The organism is Aeromicrobium sp. CF4.19 (assembly GCF_051262555.1).
GTDB lineage: Bacteria > Actinomycetota > Actinomycetes > Propionibacteriales > Nocardioidaceae > Aeromicrobium.
The window spans coordinates 110,908-127,402 of record NZ_JBIMEU010000003.1 but is presented as its reverse complement, the minus strand read 5'-3'; the positions used below and the strand labels follow the sequence as shown (position 1 = coordinate 127,402).

The following is a 16,495-nucleotide window of genomic DNA, read 5'->3' as shown; positions in this document are numbered from 1 at the left end:
TGAACTGGCACCTCCCCAAGGGACCTTCCCGCGGGGAGTGCGGGTTTGCCACGGGACCGTGGTAAACCGGCGGACGGGGCCGACTACGCTGGCGCCGTGCCCCTCGACGTCCCCGGAGCGACCCACCTGCACTCCGGCAAGGTCCGTGACCTCTACTCGCTGGAGACCGGCCACCTGCTCATGGTCGCCTCCGACCGCATCTCCGCCTACGACTTCGGGCTGAGTCCGGGCATCCCGGACAAGGGCGAGATCCTCACCCGCATGTCGCTGTGGTGGTTCGAGCAGCTCCAGGACGTCGTGCCGAACCACGTGGTCTCCACGGACGTCCCGGAGCGGGTCCGTGATCGGGCTGTCGTCGTGGAGCGGCTCGACATGTTCCCGGTGGAGTGCGTCGTCCGCGGCTACCTGACCGGCTCCGGCCTGACGGACTACCACGCGGCCGGCGAGGTGTGCGGCGTCCCGCTGCCCGACGGGCTCGTCGACGGCTCCCGGCTCCCCACCCCCATCTTCACCCCCGCCACGAAGGCCCAGATGGGGGACCACGACGAGAACATCAGCTTCGAGCAGATGGTGGAGGCCGTCGGGGCGCCCGTCGCCGAACGCCTCCGCGACCTCACGCTGCAGGTCTACTCGCGCGCCGAGCGCATCGCCCGTTCCAAGGGCATCATCCTGGCCGACACGAAGCTGGAGTTCGGTGCCCGCGCCGACGGCACCATCGTGCTGGGCGACGAGGTCCTGACTCCGGACTCCTCGCGCTTCTGGCCGGCCGATGAGTGGCAGCCGGGTCGAGCGCAGTCCTCCTACGACAAGCAGTTCCTCCGCGACTGGCTGACCTCGCCGGACTCCGGCTGGGACAGGCACGGGCAGGACCCCCCGCCGTCACTGCCCGCGGAGGTCGTCCAGCGCACGCGTGAGCGATACGTCCAGGCGTACGAGCAGCTCACCGGCGAGAGCTTCTAGCCCACCCCGAGCGAGTCGGGCCAGCCCTGCCCCGGGCGGGAGGCGAGCACGCGCGCCGTGCCGTCGACCCTCCACGGCCCGAAGGCCGCGGGCACGGCCCAGACCTCGCCCTGGTGGAGCGTGACCTCGTGCTGGCCTGCGAGCAGCCGTCCGGGCCCGTCCAGGACCACGAGCACCGCGAACCCCGCGGGCACCGTGGTGGACCGCGCGGACGGGGCGACGACGTCCAGACGGAACCACGGTTCGGCCTCCGCCGGCAGGCAGGGCAGCGGCGTGTCGTCACGCGCGGCGAGGTCGACGTGGGTGCGCAGCGCCGACAGGTCCTGCGGCGAGAGGGCCTCGTGCGAGACGGCCGTCATCGCGGTCTCGAAGCCGATCCCGAGGTGGGACTCCTCGCGCGTCGAGGTCGTCACGGACCACTCCAGCAGGATGGAGAAGTCGGTCGGCTCCTGCACCTCGGCCACGAGCACGCCGGCGCCGATCGCGTGTGGTGTCCCCGCCGGGACGAGGAACCCGTCGCCCGGACGAACGGGCACGCGGTGCATCCGGTCGAGCATCCACGCGCCGTCCTGGTCGTCTCGACGACGTGCGAGCTCGAGGGGGTCGACGGCGTGTGTCCACCCGAGGTGGACGCACGCGTCGGGCTCGGCCTCGAGCACGAACCACGCCTCGGTCTTGCCGTAGGGACAGTCGAGGTGGTCACGGGCGAAGGCGCGATCGGGGTGGACGTGCACGGGCAGGCGCTGGCCCGCATCGATGAGCTTCACCAGGACCCCGGTGTCCGGCCCCGAGCCTGCACCCGTCCAGGCCATGGGGTCCGCCGCCACGAGGTCGCGCAGGACGTCGCCCGTCAGCGTTGTGGCCAGGCCGACGGGCCAGGCGTCGGCACGGGCCACAGTGGCGCCGAGCCACTCCTCCGGCTGGTGGGTCGAGGTCGTCGCGATGCCGCGCAGAGCCGCGATGCGCTCACCCCCGCGGTAGAAGTGGTCGACGAGGTTCGGGGCCAGTCGCAGGGGGAGCACCGGACCATGGTCGCGGGCCGGCCCCAGCCTGTCGAGACCAGCCTGTCGAGCAGACCGTCGGCCCACCGGCCACGCGTCGAACTCGCCGGTAGGCTGTGATCCACAACGCACATCCCCGTCGGAGGAGACACCGTGGCCAATCTCGCCGCCCTGCTGGAGCAGTCCGCGACCAAGTACCCCGAGCGCACCGCGATCGTCTTCGGTGACACGCGCCTGGCCTACGCCCAGGTGAACGGGGCCGCCAACCAGGTCGCGAACCTGCTGGTCTCGCGTGGCATCCAGCCTGGCGACAAGGTCGCGCTGTCCTGCCCGAACCTGCCGTACTTCACGATCATCTACTACGGAATCCTCAAGGCCGGAGCGACGGTCGTCCCGCTGAACGTGCTGCTGAAGGGTCGCGAGGTGGCCTACCACCTGGACGACTCCGACGCCAAGGCGTTCTTCGCCTTCGAGGGCACGCCGGACCTGCCGATCGGCGAGGCCGCGTGGGAGGGCTTCGAGGCCACGGACTCCTGCACCGACTTCTTCCTCATCAAGCTCGACTCCGCCGCGCCTGAGCCGATGGAGCCGCCGGAGTACTACGCACCACTCGTCGCCCAGCAGCCGCCGACGTTCGAGACCATCGAGACCGACGACGACGACACCGCCGTCATCCTCTACACCTCCGGCACCACCGGCCAGCCCAAGGGCGCCGAGCTGAGGCACCGCAACATGCGCGACAACGCGCTCGCCGGCAAGGACCTCTTCGGCGCGAGCGAGGACAACCCGGACACCTATCTGTGCGTCCTGCCGCTGTTCCACTCCTTCGGCCAGACCTGCATCCAGAACGGCTCGATGGCCTTCGGTGGCACGGTCGTGATGCTGCCGCGGTTCGAGGCCGAGGCGGCGCTGAAGCTCATGCTGGCCGAGGAGGTCACCTACTTCGCCGGCGTCCCGACGATGTACTGGGGCCTGCTGGGCGCGCTGGACGAGAACACCGACGTGGCCACGATCGCGGCCAACCTGCGCGTCGCCGCGGCCGGCGGCTCGGCCCTGCCGGTCGACATCCACCGCCAGTTCTCCGAGCGCTTCGGCGTCACCATCCTGGAGGGCTACGGCCTGTCGGAGACCTCGCCCGTGGCCTCCTTCGCCCGCTTCGGCGAGGAGCCCAAGGTCGGCTCGATCGGTGTCCCCATCCCGGGCGTGGAGATGAAGCTCATCAACGATGACTGGACCGACGTCCCCGATGATCCCGAGGCCGTCGGTGAGATCGCCATCAAGGGCCACAACGTCATGAAGGGGTACCACGACCGCCCCGACGCGACGGCCGACTCGATCAAGGACGGCTGGTTCCGCTCCGGCGACCTCGCCAAGAAGGACGCCGACGGCTTCTACTTCATCGTCGACCGCTCCAAGGACATGATCATCCGCGGCGGCTACAACGTGTACCCGCGCGAGCTGGAGGAGATCCTGATCTCCCACCCGGCCGTCTCGCTGGTCGCCGTCATCGGCGTCCCGCACGAGTCCCACGGCGAGGAGATCAAGGCCGTGGTGGTCAAGGAGAAGGATCACGACGACGTCACCGAGGACACGCTCCTGGCGTGGGGCAAGGAGCAGTTCGCCTCCTACAAGTACCCCCGCATCGTGGAGTTCCGCGACGAGCTCCCCATGACGGCGACGGGCAAGATCCTCAAGCGCGAGATCAGCTGAGCCCCCACCCCCGCTGAGTGTGACGTCATCGCCCTCGGAACAGCCAGAATGGGGCCGCAACGTCACACTCAACGAGTGGGTAGGATCGTCATATGCCCCGTGTGATCGTCGACGTCATGCCCAAGCCCGAGATCCTCGACCCGCAGGGCAAGGCCGTGCACGGCGCGTTGCCGCGGCTCGGCTTCGACGGCGTCAGCGACGTCCGTCAGGGCAAGCGGTTCGAGCTGCAGGTGGAGCAGGCCGACGAGGCCACGCTCGCCGAGGTGGGCAGGATCGCCGAGACGCTGCTCTCCAACCCCGTCATCGAGGACTACGCCGTCCGGGTGGAGGAGCCCGCATGACCAGGGTCGGCGTCGTCACCTTCCCCGGATCGCTGGATGACGTCGACGCTCGACGTGCCGTCCGTCTGGCCGGTGCCGAGCCCGTCGCGCTGTGGCACGGCGACCACGACCTGCCCAAAGGTCGGCACGGTGTCGACGCCGTCGTCCTGCCCGGCGGCTTCTCCTACGGCGACTACCTGCGTGCCGGCGCCATCGCTCGCTTCGCCCCCGTGATGACCGAGGTCGTCGCGGCGGCGCAGGGGGGCATGCCCGTGCTCGGCATCTGCAACGGCTTCCAGATCCTGTGCGAGTCGCACCTGCTGCCCGGAGCGCTCATCCGCAACGACCATCGCACCTTCATCTGCCGCGACCAGGCGCTGCGCGTGGAGAACACCGAGACTGCCTGGACGTCGCAGTACGAGTCCGGCGCCGAGATCACCATCCCGCTCAAGAACGGTGAGGGCGGCTTCGTGGCCGATGCCGCGACGATCGAGCGGCTCGAGGGGGAGGGTCGTGTCGTGTTCCGCTACGTCGGCGTCAACCCCAACGGCTCGGTCGCGGACATCGCGGGCATCACCAACGAGCGCGGCAACGTCGTCGGCCTCATGCCGCACCCCGAGCACGCCGTGGAGGACCTCTGCGGCCCGGGAACCGACGGGCTCGGGCTGTTCACGTCCGCGCTGTCGGCGCTCACCGCCCACTGACGCACCGCCGGTAGTCTCGCCGCATGGTCCTTCGCTCCATCATCGTCAGCGTGGTCGAGGCAGTCGTCCTCGCGCTGCTGGTCGTCGACCGGCTCCTGGAGCCCACGTGGTCCGGGGCTGCGCTCACTGCGGGCAAGGGCGTCATCATCGTGGCGGCCGTCGTGGCTGCGGCTCTGCCGTACCAGACGTGGAGCACGGTCGAGCCGCGCACGCAGCTGCTCACGATCGGCATGATCGGTGGGCTTGTGGGCGGTGCCGCCCTGACTGCGTCCGTCGTCGGGTCCGAGGGCGGCGTGCTCTTCGGCTCGCTGCCGCTGGCGCTGCTGGGTCTGGTCGGCGTCGTCACCGCGGCGGTGACGATGCGCCTCGATGCGCGGCTGCGCTCGGACCGTCCGTAGGCTGGGGCCATGGCGATCGAGCTCCGTACCCCCGCACAGATCGACGAGATGCGACCCGCGGGTCGCTTCGTCGCCGAGGTGCTCACGACCCTGATGGAGCACGCCGACGTCGGGGTGAACCTGCTCGACCTCGACGCCCTCGCGCACCGGATGATCACCGAGCGCGGCGCCGAGTCCTGCTACATCGACTACGCGCCCTCGTTCGGCCGCGGGCCCTTCGGCAAGGTCGTGTGCACGTCGGTCAACGACGCCGTCCTGCACGGCCTCCCGCACGACTACCGACTGCGCGACGGGGACCTCCTCACCCTCGACTTCGCGGTCTCGGTCGACGGCTGGGTGAGCGACTCGGCGGTCTCCTTCGTGGTGGGCACCCCGCGCGACGAGGACCTGAAGCTCATCGACGTCTCCCGTGAGGCGCTGGACGCCGCCATCGCGGTGGCACGCCCCGGGAACCGGATCGGCGACATCGGTGCCACCATCGGCGACGTCGGGCGCAGCCACGGACTCACGATCAACACGCAGTTCGGTGGCCATGGCGTGGGTCGCACGATGCACGGCGATCCGCACATCCCCAACGATTCCCGGCCCGGCCGGGGGCTCAAGCTCGAGCCCGGCCTGGTGATCGCCATCGAGCCGTGGTTCCTGCACTCCACCGACGAGATCATGATGGATCCTGACGGCTGGACGATCCGCAGCGCCGACGGCTCGCGGGGAGCGCACTCCGAGCACACGATCGCGATCACCGAGGACGATCCGGTCATCTTCACGCTGCGCGACTGACGGGGCGGGACTGAGTCTCCCCGGCCTCAGATGCCGACGCGGCGCGCTGCCCTGCGGGCGGTTCCCGCCACGCGGCGAACCGCGCCCACGGGCCCCTGGTGGCGCACCTGCCGGCGCAGGGCGGTGACCTCCTGCCGCAGCGCGCGCAGCTCACGGGCAGCGTCGTCGGCCGGCACCACGGCGGGTGATCCCAGCAGCTTGGGGTTGGTGACGGTGCCCTGGGAGTCCATCCGCAACCAGTGCGCCTGGGGGTGGTCGGACTCCCTGAACGCCGGGACGTCCGGACCGTCGCCCTTGCGCCCCACGTGCCAGACGGACCAGTGCTCGCGCCAGCCCCCGAGGCCGTCCACGGGGACGGAGTCGTTGCCGGACTCCCAGAAGCCGGGCTGGTCGTTGCGACGCTGGCTCAGGTCGTAACCCTTCTCCAGGGTCTGCAGCCCGGAGAAGAGGAACTCCAGGCACTCGGCGGAGTAGCGCCAGTAGTCGATGGGGCAGGGGTGGTTGCGCCACGAGAACAGGGTGTGGGTGACGGCGATCCCGCCCGGCTTGAGGATGCGTGAGATCTCCTCGGCGGCGAGCCACGGCCGGTCGATGTGCTCGAACACGTCGGAGGAGAAGACCAGGTCGAAGCGGTCGTCCTCGATCTCGTCGGCACACCCGGTGATGTCGGCGATGATCGTGCTCGGGATGTCCGACGCCTCCAGGTTGAGGTCGTGGTAGCGAAAGCGCGGCTCAGGGAACTCCTCGATGAGGCAGCTCGCCAAGCGGTGCCCGCCGATCTCGAGCACCTCGCCGGAGAGGTCGAGGTGATCGACGTAGTGGTGCAGGAGGGCCTTCGTCGTCGCACGCATGGGTCGCGACGCTAGGCCCACCGGGGGACCACCCGATGAGGTCGACGTGGACGCCGGGTGTCCACCCGCGCACCACCGGGTGACCGCGGCGGCCGGCTGCCATGCTGACGGTCATGGCCCAGTCGGTGGAGATCGTCCTCGACCCTTCCCTCGACGCCCGGGTGCGCCGGGAGTGGGAGGCGCTGCGTCGGGTCGGCCTGGCCGGCCAGGCCGACCACACCGGCGCTTCCAACGCCCCGCACGTCACGCTGACCGTGGCCACCACGCTCGACGACGCGCAGGAGCAGGCGGTCCGCGAAGCGGTGGCGTCTGTGCAGGGACTGGCGGTGACGCTCGGTGGTCTGCTCGTCTTCCCGGGACGCCGGTGCGTGCTGTCGCGAGCCGTGGTTCCCGCGACGGAGCTGTTGTCGCTGCACGCACGGGTCGATGAGGCGATCGGCGAGGCGGAGGGCCGACCCCCGACCCTCCGGCCCGGTGCGTGGACCCCGCACGTCACGCCCTCGCGGCACCTGCGCAGCGAGGACCTCGACGCGGCGATGCGGGCCCTGGCCGAGGAGCCGCGCATGCTGACGGGCTCGGCGGCCGGCGTGCGTCGCTGGGACTCCGAGGCCCGACGCACCTGGTCGCTGACCGGCCCCTACTGAGCTGCTCGTGGCAGGGACAATGGGGTGCGTGGGCACGCCGAAGGTCATCCTGTTCTACGTCTTCACGCCCCTGACCGACCCCGAGGCGATCCGGGCGTGGCAGCGCAGCCTCGCCTCGTCGCTGGGCCTGCGAGGGCGCGTCATCATCTCTCCGCACGGCATCAACGCCACCCTGGGTGGCGACCTGGCGCCGCTCAAGGCCTACGTCCGCGGGCTGCGCGACTACACCCCGTTCCGCGGAGCCGACGTGAAGTGGAGCGTCGGCCGGGCGCTGGAGGACGGCGTCACCACGGCGCTGTTCCCCCGGCTGAGCGTCAAGGTGCGCGACGAGGTGGTCACCTTCGGCCGGCCCGAGGAGCTGGAGGTTGACGAGCAGGGCGTCGTCGGGGGTGGGCAGCGGCTCACGCCCGCGCAGCTGCACGAGCTCGTCGAGCGCGAGGACGTCGTCATGGTGGACGGGCGCAACGCCGTCGAGGGCGCGGTCGGGCACTTCCGTGACGCCGTCGTCCCGGACGTGGAGACCACGCGCGGGCTCGTCGACCTGCTGGAGTCCGGGGCGTGGGACCACCTCAAGGACCGGCCCGTCGTCACCTACTGCACCGGGGGCATCCGGTGCGAGGTGCTCACCCCTCTCATGCGCCGCCGCGGGTTCGAGCGGGTCTACCAGCTCGACGGCGGCATCGCCCGCTACGGGGAGGCCTACGGCGACGACGGGCTCTGGGAGGGCTCGATGTACGTCTTCGACGACCGCACGACGGTGGACTTCTCCGACCACACGGCGGTCGTCGGCCGCTGCGACGCCTGCGAGACGGCCAGCAAGGACGTCGTCGACTGCGCCGACCTGGCGTGCGTGCGCCGGATGGTGCGCTGCTCCGCCTGTGCCGCAGTCGACCACCGCTGCGACGCCCACGCCTGACCCGGGCGTCAGCGCAGCAGCGCGTACATCGCGACGACCCCGACGACCACGATCACGCCGCGCAGGACGTTCGGCGGGAGCCGCCTCCCGATGCGTGCCCCGAGCAGGCCGCCCATGACCGCGCCGACGGCGACCATCGCGGCCAGTCCCCACTGTACGTCGGCGACGATCGCGAAGACGACGGCCGCGACGAGGTTGGTGAGCCCGGTGAGGACGTTCTTGAGGGCGTTGAGGCGCTGCAGGTCCTCCGCGAGCAGCATGCCCATGAAGCCCATCATGAGCACGCCCTGTGCCGCGCCGAAGTACCCGCCGTAGACGGCGCACAGGGTCGCGACGACGGCCACCGCCACCGTGGTGCGCTCCGTCGGGGCGTAGCGGGTCTGACGCAGGTGGGCGGTCAGGCGTGGCCCACCGACCACCAGCACGAGAGCCAGTGCGATGAGCCAGGGCACGATGCGCTCGAAGGCGTCGGGCGGGAGCACCAGCAGGACGATCGCGCCGGTGACGGAGCCGATGACGGTGAAGACGCTGAGCACGGCGATGCGACGCCCCTGGCCGCGCAGCTCGCGCCGGTATCCCCAGGCGCCGGCGAGCGATCCGGGGAACAGGCCGACCGTGTTGGTCACGTTGGCGACGACGGGCGGCAGGCCCAGGCCGAGCAGCACGGGGAACGAGACGAGGGTCCCCGAGCCGACGACGGTGTTGATCGTCCCGGCCCACAGCCCGGCGAGCAGGGCGATGGCGGCATCGGTCGGGCTCACGGCCCGATCCTGTCAGGGCCGCTCCACGGACCGACCGCGGGTCAGGTCGAGGACGACGGGCACCGCGAGTGGCGCAAACCTGGTTCCGAGTGGCGCAGATCTGCGCGACACGCCGTCTCAGAATCGCAAGGCTGCGCCACTCGGCGGGAACCCGGGTCAGTCGGGGCGGCCGAGGGCTCGCTGCATCGCCACGTTCAGCTCGGTGACGACGAGGGCGACCTGGCGGGCGACGAAGTCGTTGACGCGGCCGCGCACGGCGTCGGTGGCCTCGGGGTGGATCTCGTCCAGACGGACCTCGAGCCGGTGGTCGGTGCCCTCGCGCTCGGCCAGCAGGTCCACGACGTCGGCGCCGCCGAGTGCGGGCCACACCGTCACCCGCACGTGGGTGTGCGCGGCGGGCACCGAGCGCGAGCGCACGTCGACCGTGGTGGTGATCGCGCCGCTGGCGGGGCGACGGTAGCCCGGCGGCGGGGTCGGCTCCTGGGAGGCCGCCGTGTCGACGTCGATGTGGAACTCGTGCAGCAGCGGGCGGCCGATCTGTCCCTCGGCGACGCTGGTCAGCAGACCGTGCAGGCGGTGAGCGGCCTCGTCGAGCTCGACGTAGGACAGACCGCCGCGGCCGGTGAGCAACGGGTCGACGTCCTCGGGCATGGGAACAGTATGGCCGACCGCGTGACGGAGGTCATGCCGAGCCGGCTGGTGTGGGCCGAAGGCGCGACCTAGCATCGAAACGAAACAGTTTCGTTCCTCGGAGAAGTCCATGTCACGCCTGACCGCCGCCCGCCGCGCCGAGCTGCACCGCGGTGCGCTCGCGCTCGTGGCCGAGCTGGGCTACGACCGCGTCACGATGGACCAGATCGCGGAACGGACGCACAGCAGCAAGGCAACGCTCTACCGGCAGTGGGGCAGCAAGGCCTCGCTCGTCGTGGAGGCGATCGCGGCCATGGCCGGCAAGGACGACGAGCTGCCCGACACCGGGACGCTCCCCGGCGACCTGCACGAGATGATCCGCCGACGCCCGCGACCGGACGAGACCGGCATCGCGGCCGACCTCATCGCCTCGCTGCTGCAGGCGGTCAAGACCGACCCGGACCTGGCGGACGCCGTGCGCTCCGACATCACCGGCGGCGTCCTGCGCGACCTCGCGCTCGTCGTGGGCCGAGCGGTGGACCGCGGGGAGATCCCGCAACCGGCAGCGTCGATCGAGCAGATCGGCACGGCGCTCATGGCCCCGTTCGTCCTGCACCACACGCTGTGCGGCGCCGAGCCCGAGGATGCCGAGCTCATCGCCTACCTCGACGCCGTCGTGCTTCCCGCCCTCGGCATCAGCTGACCAGACCACCACCCGAACCCCCCCCTCAATCCCCGAACCATCCAGGAGAATCCCATGGCGTGGCACCTCTATCGACTCGGCCGCTGGGCCTTCAGGCACCGCGCGATGGTCGTCGTGTCCTGGGTCCTGCTGCTGATCCTCGGCGGCACGGGCGCGGCGACGCTGTCCGGCACGACGTCGGACGAGTTCAGCGTGCCCGGCATCGAGTCGACCCAGGCCTTCGACCTCATCGAGGAGCGCACCCCGGACGCCGCGCCTGACGGCGCGACGGCCCGGATCGCCTTCGAGGCGCCCGAGGGCGAGTCGCTGCAGTCGCCGCAGAACCAGCAGATCATCGGCGACGCGCTCGAGGAGGCCAGGACCGAGCACGTCCTGGAGATGTCCGACCCCTTCGAGACAGGGACGGTCAGCGAGGACGGCGGCGCGGCCTACGCGACGGTCTCCTACGACCGGACGTCGATCGAGCTCACCCAGGCCGACCGCGACGCACTCGAGTCGGCACCCGAGCAGGCCCAGGAGGCCGGGCTCGACGTGTTCATCGGTGGCGACGCGCTGCAGGAGATCCCGGAGACGGGGACGGCCGAGCTCACCGGCGTGGCCGTGGCCGTGGTCGTGCTCGTGCTGACCTTCGGCTCCCTGCTGACCGCGGGCATGCCGCTGCTGACGGCACTCGTCGGCGTGGGCATCGGCGTCACCGGTATCACCACCCTGACCGGCTTCGTCGACCTCGGCTCCACGACACCCATCCTGGCCACGATGCTCGGCCTGGCCGTGGGCATCGACTACGCGCTGTTCATCGTCTCGCGCTACCGGCACGAGGTGGCCACAGGTCGCTCGTACGAGGAGGCGGCGGGTCGCGCCGTGGGCACGGCCGGCTCGGCCGTCGTGTTCGCCGGGCTCACCGTCATCATCGCGCTGGCCGGCCTGTCGGTCGTGGGCATCTCCTTCCTCACCGAGATGGGCCTGGCCGCCGCGGCCACCGTGGCCGTGGCCGTGCTCATCGCGCTGACGATGCTGCCGGCGCTGTTCGGCTTCGCCGGCCGGCGGGTGGCCTCCGGGCGCCTGCCGTTCCTCAAGGCCCGCGATCCGGAGTCCACGGACCGGCGCCGGACCATCGGCCGTCGCTGGGCCGAGCTCATCACCAAGCACAAGATCGTCACCTTCGTCGGTGGCCTGGCGGTGGCTGCCGTCGTGGCCATCCCGGTGGCCTCGATGCAGCTCGCGCTGCCCGACGACGGCACCGCCGCCGACGGCTCCGGCCCCCGCGAGGCGTACGACCTGATCGCCGAGGAGTTCGGCGCCGGGACCAACGGTCCTCTGCTCCTGGTGGTCGACACCGCCGGTGCCGACGACCCGCAGGCCGCCGTCGAGCAGGCCACGGCCATCGCGTCGTCCGTGGAGGAGGACGTGGCGACCGTCGTCTCGCCCATCCCGCCGGAGGGCAGCCCGGCCGAGGCCGTGCAGGCGTTCGAGGGTCAGCTCGACCAGGCGCAGTACGCAACCGTCACGGTCATCCCCGAGAGCGGGCCGTCCGACGCGGCGACGCAGCAGCTCGTCGACGACCTGCGCGAGGCACTGGCGCCGCTCGAGGCCGAGACGGGCGCGCAGGCACTCGTCACCGGCCAGACGGCGCTCGGCGTCGACATCTCGGAGTCGCTGGCCGATGCCTTCCCCGTCTACCTGCTGGTGGTCGTCGGCCTGGCGTTCGTCCTGCTGGCCGTGGTCTTCCGCTCCGTCCTGGTGCCGTTGAAGGCGGTGGCCGGCTTCCTGGTGTCGGTGGGCGTGGCCCTCGGCGCGACGGTCGCGGTCTTCCAGTGGGGCTGGATGGCGGACCTGCTGGGCATCGACAAGCCCGGTCCGGTGCTGTTCATGCTGCCGCTGCTGCTGACCGGCATCCTGTTCGGCCTCGCGATGGACTACGAGGTCTTCCTCGTCTCCCGGATGCGCGAGGAGTTCGTCCACGGGGCCGAGGCCACCGACGCCGTGGTGCACGGCTTCCAGCACGGTGCCCGGGTCGTCACCGCGGCCGCGGCCATCATGATCGGCGTGTTCGGCAGCTTCGCGCTGGGTGACGACGCGATCATCAAGTCGATCGGGTTCGGCCTGGCCATCGGCGTCCTCGCCGACGCGTTCCTGGTGCGGATGACGCTCGTGCCGGCGTTCATGGCGCTGGTCGGCCGCCGGATGTGGTGGCTCCCGCGCTGGCTCGACCGGGCCCTGCCGAACCTCGACATCGAGGGCGAGTCGCTCGCGGCACGCACGCAGGAGCCGAAGAAGGAGAGCGTGCCGGCCTGACCCCGGCGCTCCGCGGCCACAGCCCTTGTCAACCACATGGTTGACAAGGGCTGTCTGCGTGCTGCACCATCATGGTGTTCAACCAATCAGTTGAGGACGGATGACGATGACCGACCAGCTCTCCAGGGTGTTCTCGGCGCTGGCCGACCCGACGCGACGCGACATGGTGGCGCGCCTGGCCGTCGCCGACGCCACGGTGGGCGAGCTTGCTGGGCCCTACGACGTGAGCGTCCAGGCGATCTCGAAGCACCTCAAGGTGCTCGAGGACGCCGGTCTCGTCAGCAAGGGGCGCAAGGCCCAGACCCGTCCGGTCCGGCTCGAGGCGGAGGTGTTCGACCTCATGGAGAAGTGGATCGAGCGCTACCGCCATGAGGCGGAGCAGCGCTACCAGCGCCTGGACACCGTCCTGGCGCAGATGGACGAGGAAACAACCAACAACGAAGGGACCGCATCATGAGCACGACCCGCAACATCTCTGCAGCCGAGGCGACGATCGAGGCCGACGCCGACGTCCCCGCCATCCGCATCAGGCGCGACTTCGCCGCCACGCCGGCCCAGCTGGTCCGGGCGCACACGGACCCGGAGCTGTTCGTCCGCTGGATCGGGCCGGACGGGTACGTCACGACGATCGACCACTGGGACGCGCGCACCGGCGGCAGCTGGCGCTACGAGCACGAGGGGCAGGGCTTCCACGGCTGCTTCCACGAGGTGTCGGACGAGCGACTCGTCCAGACCTTCACGTGGGAGGGCATGCCCGAGGGCGTCTCGCTCGAGACCATGACCTTCGAGGACCTCGGCGACGGGCGCACGCGGCTGCACGTCACGAGCCTCGTGGGCAGCTTCGAGGCTCGCGACGGGATGCTGAGCAGCGGCATGGACGTCGGCGTCAACGACGGCTACGCGAAGCTCGACGCTCTGCTGAGCGATGACACCGTCTGAGCACGGGCTCATCGGTCGCGACCCCTCCCGGTGTCCGGGCTGAGCGAGTCTGTCGGTGCACGGGGGCATGATGCGGGTGGGGCGCGGCCGTCGCGCCGGGAACGAGGTGGATCATGGCGACGATGGACGGACGAACGGGGTCGGCGCTGCTCGTCGTCGACGTGCAGAACGACGTGGTGGCCACGGCCCACGACCGTGACGCGGTCGTGGGCCGGATCGCCGGCCTGGTGGACTCGGCGCGCACGGCCGGTGTGCCCGTCGTGTGGGTGCAGGACTCCCTCAGCGACACCGGCGAGAGCGCAGCGGGCACCGACGGGTGGCAGATCGTGCCGGAGCTCGGTCCGAACGACGGTGAACCGCTGGTGCACAAGGACCACGGCGACGCCTTCGAGGCCACCGGGCTCGAGGACGTCCTCGCCGGGCTCGGTGTCGGGCACGTCGTCGTCACCGGTGCGCAGACCGACGCGTGCGTGCGCTCCACGATCCACGGCGCCTTCACCCGCGGCTACGACACCACCCTCGTGAGCGATGCGCACACCGCCGACGACCACAGCGCCTACGGTGCGCCGCCGCCGGAGGACGTCATCGCGCACACCAACCTGTACTGGCAGTTCCAGTCCGCCCCCGGGCGTGCCGCCGCAGTCGTGCCGGCGGCAGAGGTCGACTGGTAGCGATGCCGCGGGCGGCAATGCAGGAGGCCACGATGCACACCACCGACTACGTCGACACCTTCATCTCCGTCGCGCCCGACTGCCCCGCCACGACGGCGCAGGCACCGCCGGAGCGCGAGCCCGCCACGCTCGCCCAGCGCCAGCTCGAGATGCTGCGTCACGCTCCCTATGAGCACACGTCCGACGACGTCGTGTTCGCGAGCCAGGGTGAGCCCAAGGGCCTCACGCGCGAGGAGTTCTTCAGCAAGGGTCAGCCCTGCCTGCGATCCTCCCCGCTGGTCAAGCGCTACGGCTGGGGCGTGCACGCCGACGCCGAGGGCCGCGTCGCCCTGGTCCCGGTGGAGTCCGGCCGCTACCGCGAGCTGGCCGCCGACCCGGCTCTGACGCAGCGCAGCGGGATGCGCTCTCGGCGAGCCTGACCCTGGGCGCCGGCTGGGTCCGGGGGTGTTGACTCGAGGTCATGACGAACCACACCACCACGCTGGGCACCGTCGCCCCGCTCACCGTCTCGACCATGGGCCTGGGCTGCATGGGCATGTCGGAGTTCTACGGCACCCGCGACGAGGCCGAGGCCACCCGCACCATCCACCGGGCGCTCGAGCTCGGGGTCACCTTCCTCGACACCGCCGACATGTACGGCCCCTTCACGAACGAGCTGCTCGTGGGCGCTGCCATCTCCTCCAGCGCGGTCCCGCGCGAAGAGGTGCAGCTCGCCACCAAGTTCGGCAACGAGCGGCTCCCCGACGGCACCCGGCTGGGGGTCAACGGACGGCCCGACTACGTCCGCTCCGCCTGCGACGCCTCCCTGCAGCGGCTCGGGGTCGACGTCATCGACCTCTACTACCAGCACCGCGTCGACTTCACCGTGCCCATCGAGGAGACCGTCGGGGCGATGAAGGAGCTCGTCGAGGCCGGGAAGGTCCGCCACCTCGGACTCTCGGAGGCGTCGGCGCAGACCATCCGTCGGGCCCACGCCGTGCACCCGATCACCGCACTGCAGACGGAGTACTCGCTCTTCACCCGCGACCTGGAGGACGAGGTCTGGCCGGTGCTGGCCGAGCTCGGCATCGGCCTCGTGCCCTACTCCCCGCTGGGCCGCGGCCTGCTGACCGGTGCCATCGCGAGCGAGACCGACCTGGCCGAGGATGACTCCCGCTCGACGGCCTACTTCCCCCGCTTCCGTGGCGAGGCGCTGGAGTCCAACCTGGCGCTCGTGGCCCGGGTCGGCGCGATCGCCGATCGACTCGGGTGCACGCCGGGCCAGCTGGCGCTGGCGTGGGTGCTCGCGCGCTCCGGTGGCGACGTCGCGGTGGTGCCCATCCCGGGCACCAAGCGCACGACCTACCTGCAGGAGAACGTGGCAGCGCGCGACGTCGTGCTCACGCCGGCCGACGTGGCCGAGCTCGAGGCCGCCGTGCCGCGGGGAGCTGTCGCCGGCGAGCGATACGGCGACATGAGCTCGATCGACGCCTAAGCAGACAGGACGGACCCGGCTCGTGCGAGCCGGGTCCGTCCTGGGTGACCTGCAGGCTCAGGCCCAGGCCCACGTCTGCATGACGCTCTCGGCCAGCTCGGTGCGCTCGTTCTCGGTGGCGTCCTCGCCGAAGGAGAAGGTCACGACCCACGCCCGGTCGTCGTTGACGGTGTAGTACTGGTTGGTCAGCTGCGTGGTGCCGGACTGCTCGGCCTGCGCGGTGACCACGACGAACTCGCTGTCGGCGACCTCGAAGGTTCCCTCCTTGCTGATGCTGGCGTACCCGGCGCCCTCCAGTGCCTGGATGTTGGCATCGGCGTACTCATCGGAGTTGCCCTCGAACGCGCTCGGCTCCTCCACGACGTTGACGTTGGTGGCGAACGTGCTGCCCTCCTCGGGGACCTCGGCGTAGGCGACGTCCACGGGGATGGTCTCGGGCACGCTCTCGGCGGCGTCCTCCCAGCCCTCGGGTGCGGTGAAGCTGAAGTCCTCGGTGCTGACCTCCTCGCCGGAGGCGGCCTCGGCGGAGGAGGCGGTGTCGGTGGAGCCCGAGCCGGAGTCGGACTCCGAATCAGAATCCCCGCCACCACAGGCGACGAGGAGCATGGTGGCAGCGGCAGCGGCCGCGATGCGCAGGGTCATTGATCTCATGGCGCAACCGTAGGGCCAGTCCGCGCAGACGGCCTCTCGGGGGCCGGAATACTGAGACGCTTTGCAAGGTTGATATGTTCAGACTCA

Annotated in this window: 20 protein-coding genes; 15 read left to right on the top strand and 5 right to left on the bottom strand. The window is 70.9% G+C overall.

The window, feature by feature from the left end; genetic code table 11:
- Positions 1-96 precede the first annotated feature (96 nt).
- The gene (locus ACHAAC_RS08260) at positions 97-960 is read left to right on the top strand and encodes a phosphoribosylaminoimidazolesuccinocarboxamide synthase (protein WP_435715648.1); all 864 of its coding nucleotides are present in this window, start codon (positions 97-99) and stop codon (positions 958-960) included.
- Here ACHAAC_RS08260 and ACHAAC_RS08255 read toward each other — a convergent pair.
- Positions 957-1,982: a class I mannose-6-phosphate isomerase gene (locus tag ACHAAC_RS08255; RefSeq protein WP_435715647.1), complete on the bottom strand. Its 1,026-nt coding sequence runs from the start codon at positions 1,980-1,982 to the stop codon at positions 957-959. The genes ACHAAC_RS08260 and ACHAAC_RS08255 overlap by 4 nt on opposite strands.
- A gap of 132 nt (positions 1,983-2,114) precedes the next feature.
- Between ACHAAC_RS08255 and ACHAAC_RS08250 the strand changes: the two genes are divergently transcribed.
- The 5 genes from ACHAAC_RS08250 to map all read left to right on the top strand — a co-directional run bounded on the left by ACHAAC_RS08250 (position 2,115) and on the right by map (position 5,873).
- Positions 2,115-3,671 (top strand): long-chain-fatty-acid--CoA ligase, encoded by a 1,557-nt coding sequence (locus ACHAAC_RS08250; protein WP_435715646.1) that lies wholly within the window; start codon positions 2,115-2,117, stop codon positions 3,669-3,671.
- A 92-nt stretch (positions 3,672-3,763) separates the two neighbouring features.
- Entirely contained in the window at positions 3,764-4,012 is a 249-nt protein-coding gene (purS, locus tag ACHAAC_RS08245) for a phosphoribosylformylglycinamidine synthase subunit PurS (RefSeq protein ID WP_435715645.1), read from the top strand.
- Complete coding sequence (purQ, locus tag ACHAAC_RS08240) at positions 4,009-4,695, top strand: phosphoribosylformylglycinamidine synthase subunit PurQ (RefSeq protein WP_435715644.1); 687 nt, start codon at positions 4,009-4,011, stop codon at positions 4,693-4,695. The genes purS and purQ overlap by 4 nt, the downstream gene beginning before the upstream one ends.
- A gap of 23 nt (positions 4,696-4,718) precedes the next feature.
- A complete protein-coding gene (locus ACHAAC_RS08235) occupies positions 4,719-5,093 on the top strand; it encodes a hypothetical protein (RefSeq protein WP_435715643.1) in 375 nt (124 codons plus the stop codon).
- A gap of 9 nt (positions 5,094-5,102) precedes the next feature.
- Complete coding sequence (map, locus tag ACHAAC_RS08230) at positions 5,103-5,873, top strand: type I methionyl aminopeptidase (RefSeq protein WP_435715642.1); 771 nt, start codon at positions 5,103-5,105, stop codon at positions 5,871-5,873.
- Positions 5,874-5,899: 26 nt separating this feature from the next.
- On the opposite strand, the gene ACHAAC_RS08225 is transcribed toward map, so the two are convergent.
- Positions 5,900-6,724 carry a class I SAM-dependent methyltransferase gene (locus ACHAAC_RS08225; protein WP_435715641.1) on the bottom strand — a complete coding sequence of 275 codons (825 nt, stop codon included), beginning with the start codon at positions 6,722-6,724 and terminating at the stop codon, positions 5,900-5,902.
- A gap of 113 nt (positions 6,725-6,837) precedes the next feature.
- Here ACHAAC_RS08225 and ACHAAC_RS08220 point away from each other — a divergent pair, with 113 nt between their 5' ends.
- Positions 6,838-7,368 (top strand): 2'-5' RNA ligase family protein, encoded by a 531-nt coding sequence (locus ACHAAC_RS08220; RefSeq protein WP_435715640.1) that lies wholly within the window; start codon positions 6,838-6,840, stop codon positions 7,366-7,368.
- Positions 7,369-7,396: 28 nt separating this feature from the next.
- Positions 7,397-8,284, top strand: coding sequence for a rhodanese-related sulfurtransferase (locus ACHAAC_RS08215; RefSeq protein WP_435715639.1), 888 nt, complete (start codon positions 7,397-7,399; stop codon positions 8,282-8,284).
- 8 nt (positions 8,285-8,292) lie between these two features.
- On the opposite strand, the gene ACHAAC_RS08210 is transcribed toward ACHAAC_RS08215, so the two are convergent.
- Positions 8,293-9,045 (bottom strand): sulfite exporter TauE/SafE family protein, encoded by a 753-nt coding sequence (locus ACHAAC_RS08210; RefSeq protein ID WP_435715638.1) that lies wholly within the window; start codon positions 9,043-9,045, stop codon positions 8,293-8,295.
- A gap of 156 nt (positions 9,046-9,201) precedes the next feature.
- On the bottom strand, positions 9,202-9,696 hold the full coding sequence (locus ACHAAC_RS08205) for a hypothetical protein (protein WP_435715637.1): 495 nt from the start codon (positions 9,694-9,696) through the stop codon (positions 9,202-9,204).
- A 109-nt stretch (positions 9,697-9,805) separates the two neighbouring features.
- Between ACHAAC_RS08205 and ACHAAC_RS08200 the strand changes: the two genes are divergently transcribed.
- From ACHAAC_RS08200 to ACHAAC_RS08170, 7 genes are all read left to right on the top strand, one after another.
- The gene (locus tag ACHAAC_RS08200) at positions 9,806-10,378 is read left to right on the top strand and encodes a TetR/AcrR family transcriptional regulator (protein ID WP_435715636.1); all 573 of its coding nucleotides are present in this window, start codon (positions 9,806-9,808) and stop codon (positions 10,376-10,378) included.
- A gap of 54 nt (positions 10,379-10,432) precedes the next feature.
- A complete protein-coding gene (locus tag ACHAAC_RS08195; RefSeq protein ID WP_435715635.1) occupies positions 10,433-12,673 on the top strand; it encodes an MMPL family transporter in 2,241 nt (746 codons plus the stop codon).
- A gap of 106 nt (positions 12,674-12,779) precedes the next feature.
- The gene (locus tag ACHAAC_RS08190) at positions 12,780-13,130 is read left to right on the top strand and encodes an ArsR/SmtB family transcription factor (protein WP_435715634.1); all 351 of its coding nucleotides are present in this window, start codon (positions 12,780-12,782) and stop codon (positions 13,128-13,130) included.
- Positions 13,127-13,612, top strand: coding sequence for an SRPBCC family protein (locus ACHAAC_RS08185; RefSeq protein ID WP_435715633.1), 486 nt, complete (start codon positions 13,127-13,129; stop codon positions 13,610-13,612). The genes ACHAAC_RS08190 and ACHAAC_RS08185 overlap by 4 nt, the downstream gene beginning before the upstream one ends.
- A 122-nt stretch (positions 13,613-13,734) precedes the next feature.
- Positions 13,735-14,283 carry a cysteine hydrolase family protein gene (locus tag ACHAAC_RS08180; RefSeq protein WP_435715632.1) on the top strand — a complete coding sequence of 183 codons (549 nt, stop codon included), beginning with the start codon at positions 13,735-13,737 and terminating at the stop codon, positions 14,281-14,283.
- A gap of 32 nt (positions 14,284-14,315) precedes the next feature.
- Entirely contained in the window at positions 14,316-14,702 is a 387-nt protein-coding gene (locus ACHAAC_RS08175) for a DUF6157 family protein (protein ID WP_435715631.1), read from the top strand.
- Positions 14,703-14,743: 41 nt separating this feature from the next.
- Positions 14,744-15,757 carry an aldo/keto reductase gene (locus ACHAAC_RS08170; protein ID WP_435715630.1) on the top strand — a complete coding sequence of 338 codons (1,014 nt, stop codon included), beginning with the start codon at positions 14,744-14,746 and terminating at the stop codon, positions 15,755-15,757.
- Between the two features lie 57 nt (positions 15,758-15,814).
- Here ACHAAC_RS08170 and ACHAAC_RS08165 read toward each other — a convergent pair whose 3' ends face one another.
- A complete protein-coding gene (locus tag ACHAAC_RS08165) occupies positions 15,815-16,408 on the bottom strand; it encodes a hypothetical protein (protein ID WP_435715629.1) in 594 nt (197 codons plus the stop codon).
- Between the last annotated feature and the right edge of the window lie 87 nt (positions 16,409-16,495).

Excerpts from the sequence above, each read along its gene's own strand:
- purS (WP_435715645.1), top strand. The coding sequence starts at position 3,764 with ATGCCCCGTGTGATCGTCGACGTCATGCCCAAGCCCGAGATCCTCGAC.
- purQ (WP_435715644.1), top strand. The coding sequence starts at position 4,009 with ATGACCAGGGTCGGCGTCGTCACCTTCCCCGGATCGCTGGATGACGTC.
- ACHAAC_RS08235 (WP_435715643.1), top strand. The coding sequence starts at position 4,719 with ATGGTCCTTCGCTCCATCATCGTCAGCGTGGTCGAGGCAGTCGTCCTC.
- map (WP_435715642.1), top strand. The coding sequence starts at position 5,103 with ATGGCGATCGAGCTCCGTACCCCCGCACAGATCGACGAGATGCGACCC.
- ACHAAC_RS08225 (WP_435715641.1), bottom strand. The coding sequence starts at position 6,724 with ATGCGTGCGACGACGAAGGCCCTCCTGCACCACTACGTCGATCACCTC.
- ACHAAC_RS08220 (WP_435715640.1), top strand. The coding sequence starts at position 6,838 with ATGGCCCAGTCGGTGGAGATCGTCCTCGACCCTTCCCTCGACGCCCGG.
- ACHAAC_RS08205 (WP_435715637.1), bottom strand. The coding sequence starts at position 9,696 with ATGCCCGAGGACGTCGACCCGTTGCTCACCGGCCGCGGCGGTCTGTCC.
- ACHAAC_RS08200 (WP_435715636.1), top strand. The coding sequence starts at position 9,806 with ATGTCACGCCTGACCGCCGCCCGCCGCGCCGAGCTGCACCGCGGTGCG.
- ACHAAC_RS08195 (WP_435715635.1), top strand. The coding sequence starts at position 10,433 with ATGGCGTGGCACCTCTATCGACTCGGCCGCTGGGCCTTCAGGCACCGC.
- ACHAAC_RS08190 (WP_435715634.1), top strand. The coding sequence starts at position 12,780 with ATGACCGACCAGCTCTCCAGGGTGTTCTCGGCGCTGGCCGACCCGACG.
- ACHAAC_RS08185 (WP_435715633.1), top strand. The coding sequence starts at position 13,127 with ATGAGCACGACCCGCAACATCTCTGCAGCCGAGGCGACGATCGAGGCC.
- ACHAAC_RS08180 (WP_435715632.1), top strand. The coding sequence starts at position 13,735 with ATGGACGGACGAACGGGGTCGGCGCTGCTCGTCGTCGACGTGCAGAAC.
- ACHAAC_RS08175 (WP_435715631.1), top strand. The coding sequence starts at position 14,316 with ATGCACACCACCGACTACGTCGACACCTTCATCTCCGTCGCGCCCGAC.
- ACHAAC_RS08170 (WP_435715630.1), top strand. The coding sequence starts at position 14,744 with ATGACGAACCACACCACCACGCTGGGCACCGTCGCCCCGCTCACCGTC.
- ACHAAC_RS08165 (WP_435715629.1), bottom strand. The coding sequence starts at position 16,408 with ATGAGATCAATGACCCTGCGCATCGCGGCCGCTGCCGCTGCCACCATG.